Consider the following 15,936-nt stretch of genomic DNA (forward strand, 5'->3'; position numbering starts at 1 on the left):
TCTGCGACTGAAGCCAGGCCGTGGACCGCAAGCGGACATGCCGGCCGCCGCAAGAAACCCATAAGAAACCCGGGCACGGCGCAACACCGCGCCTGCCGTCCACCTACCAGACGGTTTCCGACGCCGCCCGCGCCTGAGGCAGCGCGGAAAACGGAAAGCTCATGAGAACGCGCAAACCACGGCCTTCGTGGTTGCCTATCTCCCACTCGCCCCCGGCGCGCCGCACCAGCCGCTCGACAATGGCGAGGCCAAGACCGCTATGACCATTGCCGCCGCGCGCCGGATCGAGCCGCACGAAGGGCCGGCTTGCATTGACGAGGTCTTGTGCGGCGATGCCCTTGCCGTTGTCGCTCACTGACAGCGTGAAGCCCTGCGCGGTGCGCGCGGTGGCAACGACAATGGGCGGCGCACCGTACGCATGCGCGTTGTCAAGCAGGTTCGACAGAATCCGGTCTAGCGTGGCGGCGGGCAGCAAAAAGCCCGGGCCGGCGCGCAGATCGGTCTGCACGGTCGGGGCACCGGAGGCCACCGCGCGATAGCTGCGCACCACCCGCTCGCATTGCGCGTCGACTTCGACGGCTTCGCTGCGGTCGGCACCGTCGTGCGCGAACACGAGGAATTGCTCGACGATGTGGGTCATCGAATCGACATCGCGCACCACGCCGTCGCGCATCTTCGCTTCGTCCATCATCTCGGCGCGCAGCCGCAAGCGCGCAAGCGGCGTCTTCAGATCGTGCGCGACGCCCGCGAGCATTACCGCTCGGTCATTCTCGGTGCGCGCCACTTCCTGCACCATCTGATTGAAGCCATGTGTCAATTGGCGCAACTCGCGCGGCCCGCGCTCGGGCACCGGCGGCACCGGCAGCCCGCGGCCGAAGCGCGCCACCGCCTGGGCGAGCGAGCGCAACGGCTGCTGCAGCGCCCATGCGGCAAAAAGCGCCGCCATTACCGCGAACGAGAAGATGATGACGAGCCACAGCACGGTGCGGTCGAGCGAGCGCGGCGGCCGCAGCGGCTGCACCGGCACGACGATCCAGCTGCGGTCGGTGGGCGCGCGCACCCACAGTGTGGGCGGACGCCCCGGCAGGCCGACGCGCACCTGAGTGCCGGACGGCATACGGTCGCGTGCGTCTTCAATGAAACGCTCGAGCGGCGGCGGCATGTCCGACATTTCGGGCGGCACCTCGGGGCTCGTCGGGTCCACGAGTTTCACGCGCGACGGCAGCGGCTGGTCCGGATTGCGGGCCACGTGCTGGCGCACCGCATCGACGAGAAAAGTCGCTTCCTCGACGGCGTAGCGGGTTTGCAACTGGCTGCGCTCCAGACGCATGAGCGCATACCACGCGAAATGCGACAGCAGCAGCACCGCGACGACCAGCAACGCCAGCCGCCCAAACAGTGAATCAATGGGCCGGCGCATGCTGTTCGCCGTCGGGCACGAACACGTAGCCCCGCCCGCGCACTGTCTGAATGAAGCGCGGCGTGGACGGATCCGTTTCGAGAATGCGGCGCAGGCGCCATACCTGAACGTCGATGCCGCGGTCGGTGCCGTCGTATTCGGGACCGTGCAGCAGCTCGAGCAGACGCTCGCGCGTCAGCGTGCGCATAGGGTGATTGACGAAAATCTTGAGCAGCGCGAACTCGCTGCCTGACAGCGTGAGCGGTTTGTCTTCCAGATGCAGCGTGCGCGACTGGAAGTCCAGCGTGAAGCGGCCAAAGCTGAACGGCTCGCGCTGCTCGGGCGCGGCCGCCGAGGGCAGCGTGCGGCGCCGGCGCAGCACCGCCTGCACGCGCGCGAGCAGCTCGCGCGGGTTGAACGGTTTGCCGAGGTAGTCGTCCGCGCCCAGTTCGAGACCGACGATGCGGTCGACGTCGTCCGCGCGCGCGGTCAGCATGATGACGGGGATATCGTCGCCCGACGCGCGCAGCTTGCGCAATGCGGTGAGCCCGTCCACGCCCGGCATCATCAGATCGAGCACGATCAGATCGGGACGCTCGCGCTCCAGCCTGCGCTCGAGCGAGCCCGCGTCGTGCAGCACCGAAACCTCGATACCCTGGCGGGCCAGATAGTCGCGCAGCAGATCGCGCAATTCGACGTCGTCGTCGACAACAAGTATTTGAGTAGCCATGAATGAAGTTTAACGCGCGGCACGGGCCGTTTTCGATTTCAAGCCGGCCTCAAGGGTTACTGGGTGTTACGGTGAAAGCTGCGCGTAATGGGCCGTAATAGCGGCGCGAGGCCGCGTAACACAGGGACCGGCGCAGTTCTCTACGCTGTGTCTTACCGAATGCAGGCCGCCGTTTGGATCGGATGCATCGTCGGCTATTCCATTACAAGGAGCCTTATATGTCCACCAGAAAAATCTCGCGCGCCCTCGCCGTTGCCGCTACCGCTCTCGCCATTGGCGCGGGCGCGGCCTATGCCGCCCAACCCGCTCACGAGGGCCCGGGCGGCCCGGGCGGCCCCGGCGGTTGGCATGGCCATTTCATGAAGGAGCTCACGCAACTGCACGACCAGTTGAAGCTGAACGCGGATCAGGAAAAGCAGTGGCAAGCCGCGCTCGACACGATGAAGCAGGGCCATGAAGCCATGCGCGCCAATCACGAGCAGATGAAAAACCAGTTCAAGGCCGCGCAGCAGCAGCCGATTCTGGATCTGAACGCGATGGCCGCCGCTCATCAGCAGATCGAACAGAAAGACGCGCAGTTGCGTCAGCAAACCACGGACGCCTGGCTCAAGTTCTATAACGGCCTGAACGACCAGCAGAAGACGACCGTCAGCACCGCGCTCAAGCAGCGCTTTGCAAAGATGGAGTCGCGTCACGAGAAGATGCGCGAGCGCTGGCAGCAACATCATGGCGCGGCGCCGGCACCTGCCGCGAGTCAGTGAGCGGAAAGGCGGGGTGCGCTGACGGGCGCTGACACTTGCTGAAAGTGGCGGCGCGCTGCATGCTCCGCCGCCTGCCTTGGTCCAGCGCGGCTGGCATCGCTTGCCTTCGCAAAACAGAAACGCCACGGAGAGGCCTCCGTGGCGTTTTTTATTGGGCCGCTTGTGGCTCCGCTCTTCCGCCTGTCGGTCAAGCGGCGGGGAAAGTGGTGGGTTAAGCGGCGGGTTAAGCGGCGAGTCAAGCGGCGGGTTAAACGGTTTAAGCACCCGCTCGCACTGGTTGCACGCTCAACCATTTCCGGTCGAGCGATGCAACGCGCGCCAGGTCACCCGTTCAATCGTCCGAGGTCGAACAGCAGCACTTCCGCCTGCTCGCCCTTTTCGAGCGTCACCGTGTCGGTATCGCTGAGCTTGGCTGCGTCGCCGGCTTGCAGCGCCTCGCCGTTGACCGTCAGCGAGCCGCGCGCCACGTGCACGTAGACGAGCCGCCCTTGCGGCACCGCGAAGCTGGCCGTCTCCGCGCCGTCGATGAGCGCGGCATAGATCGACGCGTCGGCATGAATCGTCACCGAACCGTCGCGGCCGTCGGGCGACGCGACCACGCGCAGGCGGCCACGCTTTTCGGCGGCGTCGAAGCGCTTTTCCTCGTAGCCCGGCTGATCGCCGGCGCGTTGCGGAATCACCCAGATCTGCAAGAGATGCGCTTCTTCGTCCTGCGACGCGTTGAACTCGCTGTGCATCACGCCCGTGCCGGCGCTCATGCGCTGCACGTCGCCAGGACGGATCGTCGAGCCGTTGCCCATGCTGTCGCGATGCGCGAGCGCGCCTTCGAGCACATAGGTAACGATCTCCATGTCGCGGTGCCCGTGCGTGCCGAATCCTTGGCCGCCCGCGATGCGGTCTTCGTTGATCACCCGCAGCGGCCCGAAATGAACGTGCTCGGGGTCGCGATAGTCGGCAAACGAAAAGCTGTGATACGAGTCGAGCCAGCCGTGGTTGGCATGGCCCCGTTCTGCGGAGCGGCGAATTTCGATCATGACGTACTCCCGGTGAAATTGGCGATGGCGAGAATGTATGGGCTTGCCGCCTCGCGGACAATCGGGCGCCAGTGCACCGGATCGTTTCGCAAATCCGGGTAATCGGACTGGATTGCAGCGTTCCGCGTTAGAGCCCGTGAGCCCGCATGCGCCCACACGAACCCGCATGAGCCCTCGGCACGCCATACCCGTCGCCGTGACTTCCACGCCACTCCTCGACCCAAGCCGCAGCGCACGGCCTTGCAGCGATGCGCCCGCATGCGTCGCGCCCACGCAACGCGCTTGCCGCGGCGCGGGACAGCACCGGCGTCGCGCACTGGCGCACGTTCCCTGTTCGGGTAAAATACCGCGCTTTTCACCGCACATGGTGGCGCAAAGCGCGCCGGCACGGCCGGACGCGACGCGGCAAACCGCGAGGGCGCCGCAATTTTGACCGCCTAGAATAGCGACGGCCGGCCACAAGCCAGGCTTCGTCGGGATCGGACACCGAGACGATCAGTTTGACCCAGGAGAAACATGAAGAAGCTCGCACTGTGCGTAGCGCTCGCCGTCATGGCCACCGGCGCCATGGCAAAAGAATGGAAAACCGTACGCATCGGGGTTGACGCCAGTTATCCGCCGTTCGAATCGAAGGCGGCCAACGGCCAGGTAGTCGGGTTCGACGTCGATCTGACCAAGGCGCTGTGCGCACGAATGAACGTCAAGTGCGTATGGGTGGAGCAGGATTTCGACGGCATCATCCCCGCACTGAAGGGCAAGAAGTTCGACGCGATCGTGTCGTCGTTGACTGTTACGGACAAGCGCCGCGAGCAGATCGACTTTTCGGACAAGCTGTTCGACGCTCCCGCCCGCATGATTGCGAAAGCCGGCTCGCCGCTCTTGCCCACCGCTGAATCGCTGAAAGGCAAGCGCGTCGGCGTCGAACAGGGCACGACCCAGGAAGCGTACGCCAAGGCGTACTGGGAGCCGAAGGGCGTGACGGTGGTGCCCTATCAGAACCAGGATCAGGTCTACGCCGACCTCACCTCCGGCCGGCTCGACGCCGCGCTGCAAGACGAGATCCAGGCCGACGCCGGGTTTCTGAAAACGCCGCGCGGCAAGGGCTTCGCGTGGGCCGGCCCGGAAGTGAAAGACGCGAAAACCATCGGCGAAGGCACGGCCATCGGTCTGCGCAAGGAAGATGCCGACCTGAAGACGATGTTCAACAAGGCGCTCGCGCAGGTTCATCAGGACGGCACGTTCAGGAAGCTCGAAAAGCAGTACTTCGACTTCGAGATCTACCCGGGACACTGAGCGCACGACGGGCCCGCCCGAAACGGCCGCCCGCTTCGGGAGCCCAGCCGGGCTTCCCTCATGCAGCAAGAGGAGACTCGGGGCTCGCCCGCATGGGCGCGCCCGGGGCTTCGTAATACAGTCGGTCTGGTTTCAAAGAGAGTCGAAAAGCGCGCTGCAAGGCCGGCAACGGCCATGCAGTCATGATTTGCACAGCGGTGCGCTGTGCGCCGCGAAGCGCGGCGGGCCATGCCCGCGGTGGTACGCGGCGCCGGTCCGGCCGCGTCTTTCGCGGTGTGTCGCAAACGCATCGTCAAGGACCCCCTATGTTCCTTCAAGGCTACGGCCCGCTGCTTCTCAACGGCACCTGGCAAACCGTCAAGCTGGCGGTTCTGTCACTGGCGCTCGCTTTCTTGCTGGGCCTTCTTGGCGCGGCGGCGAAACTGTCGAAGAACCGTCTTTCGTACGGCGCCGGCACCGTCTACACGACGCTCGTGCGCGGCGTGCCCGACCTCGTGCTGATGCTGCTGCTCTTCTACAGCATTCAGATCTGGCTCAACAATCTGACCGACATGCTCGGCTGGGAGCAGATCGACATCGACCCGTTCGTGGCCGGCGTCGCGGTGCTCGGCTTCATCTACGGCGCGTATTTCACCGAGACGTTCCGCGGCGCGTTTCTCGCGGTGCCGCGCGGCCAGCTCGAAGCCGGCGCGGCCTACGGCATGACGAGCTGGCAGGTGTTCTCCCGCATCATGTTCCCGCAGATGATGCGCTTCGCGCTGCCCGGCATCGGCAACAACTGGCAGGTCATGGTGAAGGCCACGGCGCTGGTGTCGATCATCGGTCTCGCGGACGTGGTCAAGGCTTCGCAGGACGCGGGCAAAGGCACCTTGCGGTTCTTCTTCTTTACCCTGCTTGCGGGGGCCATCTATCTCGCCATCACCACAGTGTCCAACTTCGTGCTGATGTACCTCGAAAAGCGTTACTCGACCGGCGTGCGAAAGGCGGATCTATGATCGAGATCATTCAGGAATACTGGCGCAACTATCTCTATACCGACGGCTACCGCTTCACCGGCCTCGCAATCACGCTGTGGTTGCTGGTCGTGTCGATCGGGCTCGGCTTCTGCCTGTCGATTCCGCTGGCAGTGGCGCGCGTCTCGAAGAAGAAATGGCTCGCCGGTCTCGTCTGGCTCTACACGTACATCTTTCGCGGCACGCCGCTCTATGTGCAGTTGCTGCTTTGCTACACGGGTCTGTACAGCCTCGAGATCGTGCGCAACCACGAGCTGACCAACGCGTTCTTCCGCGAAGGCATGAATTGCACGCTGCTCGCTTTCACGCTGAACACCTGCGCGTACACCACCGAAATTTTCGCGGGCGCGATCAAGGCCACGCCCTACGGCGAAATCGAAGCGGCGCGCGCGTACGGCATGTCGTCGTTCACGCTGTACCGGCGCGTGATTCTGCCTTCGGCGCTGCGCCGCGCGTTGCCGTACTACAGCAATGAAGTGATTCTGATGCTGCACGCCACGACCGTCGCCTTCACCGCGACCGTGCCGGACATTCTCAAGATCGCGCGCGACGTCAACTCGGCAACGTACCAGTCGTTTAACGCTTTCGGCATTGCCGCCCTGCTCTATCTGTGCATTTCTTTCGCGCTCGTGTGGCTGTTTCGCCGCGCGGAGCGCCGCTGGCTCGCCTATCTGCGGCCGCAAGGCAAATAACCGGCCCCGCGCCCCGCACGTAAGCACGCCCAAGGATCCTGATGAACAACACGAAGCAAAAGCTTTTCGTCGACGAGCTTCATAAACAGTACGGCGACAACGAAGTCCTCAAGGGTGTTTCGCTGAAGGCGAACGCCGGCGACGTAATCAGCGTGATCGGTTCGTCCGGTTCGGGCAAGAGCACGATGCTCCGCTGCATCAACTTTCTCGAGCAGCCGAATGCCGGGCGCATCTTCGTGGATGGAGAAGAAGTGCGTACGCAACTGGCGAAGAACGGCGCGCTGCGCGTGTCGGACCCCAAGCAACTGCAACGGGTGCGCACCAAACTCTCAATGGTGTTCCAGCACTTCAACCTGTGGTCGCACATGAACGTGCTCGAAAACATCATCGAGGCGCCGGTGAACGTGCTCGGCCTCAAGCGCAAGGAAGCTGAAGACCGCGCTCGCGAGTATCTGGAGAAAGTTGGTCTTGCACCGCGCCTCGAGAAGCAGTATCCGTCGCACCTGTCGGGCGGCCAGCAACAGCGTGTGGCGATTGCCCGCGCGCTCGCCATGCACCCTGACGTCATGCTGTTCGACGAACCCACTTCCGCACTCGACCCCGAACTGGTCGGCGAAGTGCTCAAGGTCATGCAGACGCTGGCCGAAGAAGGCCGCACGATGATCGTCGTCACACATGAAATGGCGTTCGCCCGCAACGTGTCGAACCACGTGATGTTCCTGCATCAAGGCCGCGTGGAAGAAGAAGGCCACCCGGACGAGGTCTTCAGGAACACGCGCAGCGAGCGGCTCAAGCAGTTCCTTTCCGGCAGCCTCAAATAGAAACATATCGCACAGCCTGGTATTTGAGATTTCCCGACGAAACTTGATTACCGGCTGTAGTCAAAGTAGTTTTACAAGGCGCTTACGAGCGCCTTTTTTATTTCGGTCAACTGCGTAATCCGCGCTTTCTGGCCGCGAAAGTCTGGTCCCACCCGCCCTCCAGCCCACGTTTTTCGCACTAGCCTGCCGCATGGCACGCGTCAATAGTGGCAATCCTTGATCTTGCCTCCCGCGATCCGTGATTCCCTTGTCGCATAAGGGTTTTCGACGTTTTGGCGAAGGCCGCAACGGGTCTTGGCGCACATCCGTATTGCAATTTGGAGACACAGGTCGGCGTCGGTACTAATTTCTTCTCACACTCAAGTCTATTTTTGATAAATTAGTAACCAAAGTAGCAAAACTAAGTACATTAAAAGTAGTTTGACTTCAAAGCACAGAGGAGAACCGGTCGGCGAGGGATCGGCATGACGCAAAGAACAGCCCCAAGGCTGCACGTCAGGACAGGAGACCAATCCGCCCGCTAATCTCCCTGGTACCGATTTCTGTTCGGCGCGGCTCGCGTCCGAACACCATTCGCAGTACTGGGTTTCACTTTTTGACAGGGTATGGAGGAGAAGATGAAGAAAGCTTTGCTCGCCGCTGCGCTGATGTCGGCCGGGGTCGTTGCGCATGCTCAAAGCAGCGTGACACTGTATGGCCGCCTGGATGCAGGTCTCGAATACATCAGCGGGCTGCCGAATGCCAACTATACCGGTTCAACCTCGCGCTGGCGCGCGGAAAGCGGTGACTGGGGCACGAGCCTCTGGGGTATGAAGGGCGTCGAGGACATCGGTGGCGGCAACAAGGTCCTGTTCCAGTTGGAAGGCTCGTTCAACACGATGAACGGCCAAGGTCCTGGCGGCGGCGGTCTCTTCAATCGCTGGGCAACGGTCGGTCTGTCGAACAGCGCATACGGTACGCTGACCATGGGCCGCATGCTCTTCATCTCGAACGGCGTGTGGGACTTCGACCCGTTCGGTCAATCGAACTGGTCGTCGGCATCGCTGGTGCGCGGCCGCAACTGGCCGCAATCGAGCAACAACATCGCTTACCAGTCGCCGAAGTTCTACGGCTTTGACGTGTACGGCCAGTACGCGCTGTCGAACGCGACGAACTGGAACGGTAACGGCACGACGCCGCAAGGCCGTGAAGCCGGTCTGCAACTCACGTACACCTCGTCGCTGTTCCAGTTGCGCGGCATGTACGACGAAATCCGCAACAGCGGCAACGGTAACTTCACGGACCCGTTCACCGCATCGCGCGAATACACGGCTGCATTCAACGTGTTCCTGGGCCAATTCAAGATTCAGGGCGCGTACCAGGCAGTGCGTACTTCGTCGGCTGCAAGCGCGGCAGGCACCGCACCGACTTCGCTCGATCACGAATGGGGTGGTGTGACGTGGCAAGCCACGCCGGCTGCAGCGCTGATCGCCGCGGTCTATCACGTGAACGCGAACAAGGGCGGCGGCAACGCGACGATCTACACGATCGGCGGCTCGTACAACCTGTCCAAGCGCACGCTGCTGGACATCCAGATTGCGACCGTGCGTAACAGCAAGTCGGCCAACTTCGGTCTGGACGCGAACAGCGCAGGCCCTGGCGGCAACATCACGTCGGGCGGCACGACCACGTACAACGAGAACCCGCTGCCGGGTCACAGCCAGACCGGCGTGTACGCAGGTATCCAGCACTCGTTCTAATCGAACGGTGTTCCTCGAAGGCATGGCCTTCGGGGTCTAGAATTTCTCCGAGAGAATCTTTTTCACGCTGCTGCGAGAGGCGCGTATCGGTGCGATGTCCGAAAGGGTATCGCACCGTTTTTTATTGGCGTGCGAACTTCTGCGAATTCGCGCTGAAGCGCCTGGCGTTCGAGTCACGCGCGGCGCACCGCTTCGGTGCGCGAGCGGCTTACACTGCCGCTTCGTTCTCCTCGCCGGTGCGGATGCGAATCACGCGCTCCACGTCCGCGACGAAGATCTTGCCGTCGCCGATCTTGCCGGTGCGCGCCGCGCCAATGATCGCGTCGATTACCTGATCGCACTGATTGTCCGCCACGACCACTTCGATCTTCACTTTCGGCAGAAAGTCGACCACATACTCTGCACCACGATAGAGCTCGGTATGCCCTTTCTGCCGGCCGAAGCCTTTGACCTCGGTAACGGTCAGGCCCGTGAGGCCGACTTCAGCGAGCGCCTCGCGCACTTCGTCGAGTTTGAACGGTTTGATGACTGCGGTGATGCGCTTCATGGCGAACCTCGTCTCGTGACTGGAAGAGTGAAAGGAAGATGGATGATTTTTATTCTACGCCGCGCCGGATGCCTTGCGGCACTCCGGCGCGCTTTGGGCAGCGCACCGTGCTGGTTCATTCCACCGGTTCGGTGTAGCGCGAGGTGATCGGATAACGCCAGTCGCGCCCGAACGCGCGATGCGTGACGCGAATGCCGATCGGCGCCTGGCGGCGCTTGTACTCATTGATCTTGATGAGCCGCGTGACGCGCTTCACGTCTTCGGCCGCGTAACCGGCGGCGATGATTTCGGCGAGCGAGCGGTCCTCTTCCATGTACATGCGCATGATCGCGTCGAGTACGTCATACGGCGGCAAGCTGTCCTGATCGGTCTGGTTCTCGCGCAATTCCGCGGAAGGCGCGCGCGTCAGGATGCGCTCGGGAATTACGTTCTGCCTCTCGAAGGTGCTCGCCTGATTGCGGTAATGGCAAAGGCGGTACACCAGCGTCTTGGCGATGTCCTTGATCACCGCGAAGCCGCCGGCCATGTCGCCGTACAGCGTGCAGTAGCCCACCGCCATCTCGCTCTTGTTGCCGGTTGTCAGCACGATCGAGCCGAATTTGTTCGACAGCGCCATCAGCAACGTGCCGCGAATGCGGGCCTGAATGTTTTCCTCGGTGGCGTCTTCGGGCCGCCCTGCGAACTCTTGCGCGAGCGAGTTGCGGAACGCGTCGAACATCGGCGCAATCGCGATTTCGTCGTAACGCACGCCGACGCGACGGGCCATGTCGGCGGCGTCCGTGGTGGAGATGTCCGCCGTGTAGCGCGAGGGCATCATCACCGCGCGCACACGGTCCGCGCCGAGCGCGTCGCAAGCGACCGCTAGCACCAGCGCGGAATCCACGCCGCCGGACAAGCCGATCAGCGCGCCCGGAAAACCGTTCTTGTCCACGTAGTCGCGCACGCCCATGACGAGCGCGGCGTACACCTGCGCCTCGAGCGTGAGCTCGGGCGCGATTGCGTGGTCAGCGCCGCTGCTGCCGTTCGCCGCGCTTGTCTGGTTGCGCACCGGCGCACCGTTTTCGAACTCGACGAATGCGGTCGTCTCCTCGAACTGAGGCATTTTCGCAACCAGTTCGCCGTGAGCGTCGAGCACGAACGAGCCGCCGTCGAACACGAGTTCGTCCTGCGCGCCGACCATGTTCACGTAGACCATCGGCAATCCGGTCTCGCGAATCCGCGCGCGCAGAATGTCGAAGCGCACCGCTTCCTTGTTCAGGTGAAACGGGGAGCCGTTCGGAATCAGCAGCACCTGGGCACCCGCGGCCTTCGCCATTTGCGCGGCCGACGCATGCCACGCATCCTCGCAGATCACCACGCCGTACTTCACGCCGTCGAGCTCGAACACGAACGGCTGCGGATCGGACGCGAAATAGCGCTTCTCGTCGAACACCTCGGTGTTGGGCAGATCCTGCTTGCGATAGGTGCCCACGATCCTGCCGTCGACCAGCAAAGACGCCGCGTTGAACGTGTCGACCGGCGGCACGCCGCGCTCGATCGGCGCGTTTGCATTACCATGACCCTGGTTCGCGCCGTTCGCGCTATCGCGCAACGGATGACCGACAATCACATGCAGCCCGGCAAGGGGCTCGATCTGAGCGGCAAGGTCTCTGAGCGCCGCGGCGCTCGCGGTATAGAACGCGGGGCGCAGCAGCAGATCTTCGGGCGGGTAGCCGGACAGCGCGAGTTCGGGCGCGACCAGCAGCTTCGCGCCGGCGTTGTGTGCGTCACGCGCGGCTGCAACGATCTTCGCGACATTGCCGGCGAAGTCGCCGACGGTGACATTGATTTGGGCAAGAGCGATTCGTGTCTTCATGGCAGGATCGACGGGCAAGCTGGCAGCTTGCGAGTCACGCGGCTTGTTATTGGCTCGACGGAACGGATGAACGGGCAAACGACAATCGGATAAACGAACGACGCAGTACGTGCTCGACGGACCGCGTCGCTCATTGGGACAGTCACACAGATTGAATCAGGAACGCTTTGATTATCGCACGGGCATTCTGGCGTCGCCCTCCGAGGTTGACGCCACCGAATGGAACGCCCTCCTCGCGCGGCAGCCGCAACCCACGCCGTTTCTGCGTCACGAGTTTCTGAACGCGCTGCACGCCACCCGTTGCGCGGTGGCGGACACCGGCTGGGCACCGCAATTCGTCACGCTGACCGATCCGCTCACGGGCAAGCTCGCCGCGGCCGCGCCGGTTTATCTGAAGGGCCATTCGTACGGCGAGTATGTGTTCGACTGGGCCTGGGCCGACGCGTACAAGCGCAACGGCTTGCCCTATTACCCAAAGCTGCTGTGCGCGGTGCCGTTCACGCCGGTGCAGGGCAACCGTCTGCTCGCAACCGACCCGCACGCGTTGCGGCACCTCGCGGCCACCTTGATGGCGTTCGCCGAGCAGGCGGACGTGTCGTCGCTGCATGTGCTTTTTCCGACCGGGGACGAAGCGCAGGCCCTTACCGAGATGGGCATGATGCAGCGTGAAGGCGTGCAATTTCACTGGTTAAACGACGGCTACCGCGACTTCGACGACTTTCTCTCGACCCTCGAGCAGAAGAAGCGCAAGAACGTTCGCGCGGAACGCCGCAAGGTGCGCGACGCCGGCATCACGATGCGCCGCATTCGCGGCGAGGACATTCAAGACGCGGACTGGCGCTTCTTCAGCAAATGCTATCGGCAGACCTACCGCGAGCACTTTTCGACTCCGTACCTGAACCTGGATTTTTTCCGCATGATCGGTGCGTCGATGCCGGAAAACCTGTTGCTCGTCATGGCCGAGCATGAAGGCAAGCCTATCGCGAGCTCGCTCGTCGTCTATCAACGCGACGCGAAGACCGGTGGCACGCTGTATGGCCGCTACTGGGGCGCGCTCGAACACGTGCCCTGCCTGCACTTCGAGACCGCTTACTATCAGCCGCTCGAATTCTGCATCGAAGAAAAACTGGGGGCGTTCGAAGGCGGCGCCCAAGGCGAACACAAGATGGCGCGCGGCTTCCTGCCGACGGTGACGCGCTCGGCGCACTGGCTTGCGCATCCTGCTTTCGCCGATGCGGTGGGCCACTTTCTCGACAACGAGAAGAACAGCATCCACGCGTATGTGGACGAGCTGCGCGAACACAATCCGTTCAAAAGCTGACGCGCGCTCATGGCATGGTTTCTCTATCTGCTCGAATGCTCGGACGGCAGCGTCTACACGGGCATTGCCACCGACGTCGAGGCGCGCTTCGAAAAGCACGCGAGCGGCGCGGGGGCGCGCTATACGCGTTCGCGCAAGCCGGTGCGCGTGCTGGCGTCGTTCGAACTGGCAAACCGTTCGAGCGCCTCGCGCGCCGAATATTGGGTGAAGCGGTTGAGCCCGGACCAGAAGCGCGCGCTGGCTGCGGGCGCACGCACGCTTGAATCGGTGATACCGTTGCCCGAGCCGCAATTGGCCGTCCGTGTCGAAGAAGTGGCGGGGGAAGACAGCGGCGCGTGAGCACCGAGTGCGTGAGCGCGTGCATGGAAGCGCCCTTGCCGGGACAGCGTATTATCCGCGCGCTTCGCGCATGCGCTCGGTGAGCAGTCGCTGCATCAGCGCCAGTTCGCCCACCGCGTCCGCCTCGAGCGGCGTCAAACGTTCCCGTGACGGAAGCTCGTGCCGCAGCGGCACAATCGTGCGGTTCAGCGCGGCCTCGATGTCCGCGCTCACCGCCTCCACCCAAGCGCGCAGATCCGCGTGCATATCGTGCGCTTTGCGCCGGTTCGCGCTCAGGCGAAGCTGCGTCGCCGTTCCCGCCATCTTGCGCAGCACGCTCAGCACCGTCAGCGCGACCGTGTCGACCATCGAGTCTTCAAGCTTTTCGAGGCGAACCCGCGCAATGGCTTCCTCAGCATTGTTGCTGCCGAGACCCGCCGCCCGGCGCAGGCGCTCCATCTCCTTCTCGCCTTGATCCGGCGACTCGAGCGCCGCCAGCAGATAAGCGAGGTTGGCACGCACCGCGTCGCTCAGATACGCGCGGTAATCGGTCTTTTCGCGCGTGGGCCACAGGTAGAACGTGGCGAAAAGCGCGAGCACGCAACCCAGCACGTTGTTGCCAAGGCGCGTGAGCGCATACGCGATACCGCTCGCGCCTGGCGCTGCGAAGTCGGCCACCAGCACGAAGGTCGGCGTGAGGAACAGCACGAAGAGGCTGTAGCTCACTGGGCGCAGCGCCATTGTCGCCATCACGAGCGGAAAAACCGCCAGTGAAATGCCGAGCGGCGAATGAATCGCGTAGCCGATGCCCGCCGCCAGCACGCCGCCGACAATGCTGCCCGCAGCGCGTTCGATGCTGCGCGGCCAGGTAGCGGCAATGGAAGGCTGCAGGATCAGCAGCGTCGCCATGGTCGCCCAATAGCCGAATGGCAGGCCGAGCGCGCGGATCACGAGAAAGCCGGCGGTCGTCGTCACACCCACGCGCGCCGCGTGCCGCAAACCCACGGACTTGAGCGACAGATTCGCCTTGAGCGTCGTCCAGGCTCGCGCAAGCATGAGCGCGGCGCGCTGTGCGAAACCCGGCGGCACTTCTTGCACGGGCGTGAAGTCCACCAGCTCGAAGTCGGATTTCAGCTTCACCGGTTCCGGCAACGCACTTTCGAGACGCCGCGCGAGCCGGCGCACACGCAACTGCAGTTGCGAAACGCGCGTCCAGCGCGCTTCGTTCGCGTCCCCGCCGATGTTGCGCAGCCGCTCGCCCATGCCTGCGAGGAGACGCGCGGCGCGCGTGACCTGGCGAGCATGCTGGCCGCCGCCCGGCATTTTTTCGCACGCGCCCGAGACGGCGATCAGATACGCGAACAATGCCTCACCTTCGGTCAAGAGGCCAAGCAGTGCGTAGTAAGTGTCGCGCCCGCCGGCTCGCGCGGCCGGCACGGCGGCCAGCGCCTGACGCGCGCGCTCCAGCGCCGCGCGTGCGTCGGCGCGAAACTTTGCGGCGTGCGTCGCCCACTCGCGCGGCGTGCTGCGCTGTTGCAGCAGACGCGCGCTGTCGAACGCAATATCCGCGAGCCGTGAATACACCGTGCGCAACGACGCGCGGCTCGCGCCGAACGGGTGTATGCGCCACACGGTCAGGCTCAGCACGACCGCGAACAGGCAGCCGCTCAGATAGACGCCGAGGAACGCGAGCCCCTCGCGCACGTCGTGCATGGGCCGGTCCACCATCACAACGCAGGCGGTGGCGGCGAGAATCGTCACTTGCGAGGTGGCCGCGCCCCAGATGCGGCCGAATCCGCCGAGGCTCGTGAACGCGAGAAGTGCGAGCGCGGCCGCCACCGTGCCGCTTGCCGACGCCAAAGCGGTAAGCCCGCCGCACAGCGTGGAAAGCAGCGCGAAGCCCATCATCGACGCAAAGCGGGCACGGTTCGAACCGGCCGCATCGGCAAGACAGGTCCAGAAGGCGCCGATGGCCGCCCACGCAAATACGGGATCGTGCAACAGGTTGCCGAGCGCGAGCATTGCCGTCGATGCGCACGCTGCGCGCAAGCCTTCGGAGAGACTCGCCTCGCTGGTCGAAAACGACACCATCCACACCGGCCGCTTGCGATAGATCGCCGTGGCGATCGCATACAGCCGATTCGACCAGCGTGGCAGAGAAGACGGCGGGTTGAACTTGCGGTTCGACATCCGGACGGTGTGCTCCTGAAGCGGGCGTGTGGCTGACAATGTAGTTTGACGAACGCGGCATACCGCGTGCCATGCAGGGCCAGGCGGCGCTGTGCATGGCATTGGCAACCAGCCTACGCCGGGACGATCCGCCGCAGGCCACAAATCATAAGGGTTTACACCGAGATATAAAAATGGCTTTGCTTCATCCGCGCGATGCAGTTCGGCTATGTGGGCGCAACAG

General features: G+C 63.6%; 13 protein-coding genes and 1 pseudogene. 8 read left to right on the forward strand and 6 right to left on the reverse strand.

The features are described 5' to 3' along the window. Window positions 1-103: 103 nt before the first annotated feature. Window positions 104-1,420 carry an ATP-binding protein gene (locus JNB89_RS18390; RefSeq protein ID WP_013338548.1) on the reverse strand — a complete coding sequence of 439 codons (1,317 nt, stop codon included), beginning with the start codon at window positions 1,418-1,420 and terminating at the stop codon, window positions 104-106. Then, window positions 1,404-2,129, reverse strand: coding sequence for a response regulator (locus JNB89_RS18395; RefSeq protein WP_013338547.1), 726 nt, complete (start codon window positions 2,127-2,129; stop codon window positions 1,404-1,406). The genes JNB89_RS18390 and JNB89_RS18395 overlap by 17 nt, the downstream gene beginning before the upstream one ends. A 218-nt stretch (window positions 2,130-2,347) precedes the next feature. Here JNB89_RS18395 and JNB89_RS18400 point away from each other — a divergent pair, with 218 nt between their 5' ends. Continuing rightward, the gene (locus JNB89_RS18400; RefSeq protein ID WP_220363215.1) at window positions 2,348-2,890 is read left to right on the forward strand and encodes a periplasmic heavy metal sensor; all 543 of its coding nucleotides are present in this window, start codon (window positions 2,348-2,350) and stop codon (window positions 2,888-2,890) included. Window positions 2,891-3,213: 323 nt separating this feature from the next. On the opposite strand, the gene JNB89_RS18405 is transcribed toward JNB89_RS18400, so the two are convergent. After that, entirely contained in the window at window positions 3,214-3,924 is a 711-nt protein-coding gene (locus JNB89_RS18405) for a pirin family protein (RefSeq protein ID WP_013338545.1), read from the reverse strand. 516 nt (window positions 3,925-4,440) lie between these two features. Here JNB89_RS18405 and JNB89_RS18410 point away from each other — a divergent pair. The 5 genes from JNB89_RS18410 (at window position 4,441) to JNB89_RS18430 (ending at window position 9,482) form a co-directional block, all read left to right on the forward strand. After that, a complete protein-coding gene (locus tag JNB89_RS18410) occupies window positions 4,441-5,217 on the forward strand; it encodes an ABC transporter substrate-binding protein (protein ID WP_220363216.1) in 777 nt (258 codons plus the stop codon). A 305-nt stretch (window positions 5,218-5,522) separates the two neighbouring features. Then, complete coding sequence (locus JNB89_RS18415; RefSeq protein WP_013338543.1) at window positions 5,523-6,212, forward strand: ABC transporter permease; 690 nt, start codon at window positions 5,523-5,525, stop codon at window positions 6,210-6,212. Continuing rightward, window positions 6,209-6,922, forward strand: coding sequence for an ABC transporter permease (locus JNB89_RS18420; RefSeq protein ID WP_013338542.1), 714 nt, complete (start codon window positions 6,209-6,211; stop codon window positions 6,920-6,922). Before JNB89_RS18415 ends, JNB89_RS18420 begins: the two co-directional genes overlap by 4 nt. A 41-nt stretch (window positions 6,923-6,963) precedes the next feature. After that, window positions 6,964-7,743: an ABC transporter ATP-binding protein gene (locus JNB89_RS18425; protein ID WP_013338541.1), complete on the forward strand. Its 780-nt coding sequence runs from the start codon at window positions 6,964-6,966 to the stop codon at window positions 7,741-7,743. Between the two features lie 617 nt (window positions 7,744-8,360). After that, window positions 8,361-9,482, forward strand: coding sequence for a porin (locus tag JNB89_RS18430; RefSeq protein WP_013338540.1), 1,122 nt, complete (start codon window positions 8,361-8,363; stop codon window positions 9,480-9,482). A 208-nt stretch (window positions 9,483-9,690) separates the two neighbouring features. Here the strand turns inward: JNB89_RS18430 and glnK are convergent, their stop codons facing one another. Further along, on the reverse strand, window positions 9,691-10,029 hold the full coding sequence (glnK, locus tag JNB89_RS18435) for a P-II family nitrogen regulator (protein ID WP_006048444.1): 339 nt from the start codon (window positions 10,027-10,029) through the stop codon (window positions 9,691-9,693). Between the two features lie 115 nt (window positions 10,030-10,144). Further along, the gene (locus tag JNB89_RS18440; RefSeq protein WP_220363217.1) at window positions 10,145-11,884 is read right to left on the reverse strand and encodes an NAD+ synthase; all 1,740 of its coding nucleotides are present in this window, start codon (window positions 11,882-11,884) and stop codon (window positions 10,145-10,147) included. A 151-nt stretch (window positions 11,885-12,035) separates the two neighbouring features. On the opposite strand from JNB89_RS18440, the gene JNB89_RS18445 reads away from it, so the two are divergent. Continuing rightward, window positions 12,036-13,205, forward strand: coding sequence for a GNAT family N-acetyltransferase (locus tag JNB89_RS18445; protein ID WP_220363218.1), 1,170 nt, complete (start codon window positions 12,036-12,038; stop codon window positions 13,203-13,205). A gap of 9 nt (window positions 13,206-13,214) precedes the next feature. After that, window positions 13,215-13,541 (forward strand): annotated as a pseudogene (locus JNB89_RS18450) (GIY-YIG nuclease family protein); the annotation flags it as partial. A gap of 54 nt (window positions 13,542-13,595) precedes the next feature. Here JNB89_RS18450 and JNB89_RS18455 read toward each other — a convergent pair. Further along, on the reverse strand, window positions 13,596-15,713 hold the full coding sequence (locus JNB89_RS18455) for an FUSC family protein (RefSeq protein ID WP_220363220.1): 2,118 nt from the start codon (window positions 15,711-15,713) through the stop codon (window positions 13,596-13,598). Window positions 15,714-15,936: the final 223 nt, after the last annotated feature.

Origin of the sequence: Paraburkholderia phenoliruptrix (assembly GCF_019511605.1) — a bacterium.
Lineage (GTDB): Bacteria > Pseudomonadota > Gammaproteobacteria > Burkholderiales > Burkholderiaceae > Paraburkholderia > Paraburkholderia phenoliruptrix_A.

Coding starts and splice junctions, on each gene's coding strand:
- JNB89_RS18455 (WP_220363220.1), bottom strand. CDS start 15,713: ATGTCGAACCGCAAGTTCAACCCGCCGTCTTCTCTGCCACGCTGGTCG.
- JNB89_RS18410 (WP_220363216.1), top strand. CDS start 4,441: ATGAAGAAGCTCGCACTGTGCGTAGCGCTCGCCGTCATGGCCACCGGC.
- JNB89_RS18430 (WP_013338540.1), top strand. CDS start 8,361: ATGAAGAAAGCTTTGCTCGCCGCTGCGCTGATGTCGGCCGGGGTCGTT.
- JNB89_RS18400 (WP_220363215.1), top strand. CDS start 2,348: ATGTCCACCAGAAAAATCTCGCGCGCCCTCGCCGTTGCCGCTACCGCT.
- JNB89_RS18420 (WP_013338542.1), top strand. CDS start 6,209: ATGATCGAGATCATTCAGGAATACTGGCGCAACTATCTCTATACCGAC.
- JNB89_RS18395 (WP_013338547.1), bottom strand. CDS start 2,129: ATGGCTACTCAAATACTTGTTGTCGACGACGACGTCGAATTGCGCGAT.
- JNB89_RS18405 (WP_013338545.1), bottom strand. CDS start 3,924: ATGATCGAAATTCGCCGCTCCGCAGAACGGGGCCATGCCAACCACGGC.
- glnK (WP_006048444.1), bottom strand. CDS start 10,029: ATGAAGCGCATCACCGCAGTCATCAAACCGTTCAAACTCGACGAAGTG.
- JNB89_RS18390 (WP_013338548.1), bottom strand. CDS start 1,420: ATGCGCCGGCCCATTGATTCACTGTTTGGGCGGCTGGCGTTGCTGGTC.
- JNB89_RS18425 (WP_013338541.1), top strand. CDS start 6,964: ATGAACAACACGAAGCAAAAGCTTTTCGTCGACGAGCTTCATAAACAG.
- JNB89_RS18440 (WP_220363217.1), bottom strand. CDS start 11,884: ATGAAGACACGAATCGCTCTTGCCCAAATCAATGTCACCGTCGGCGAC.
- JNB89_RS18415 (WP_013338543.1), top strand. CDS start 5,523: ATGTTCCTTCAAGGCTACGGCCCGCTGCTTCTCAACGGCACCTGGCAA.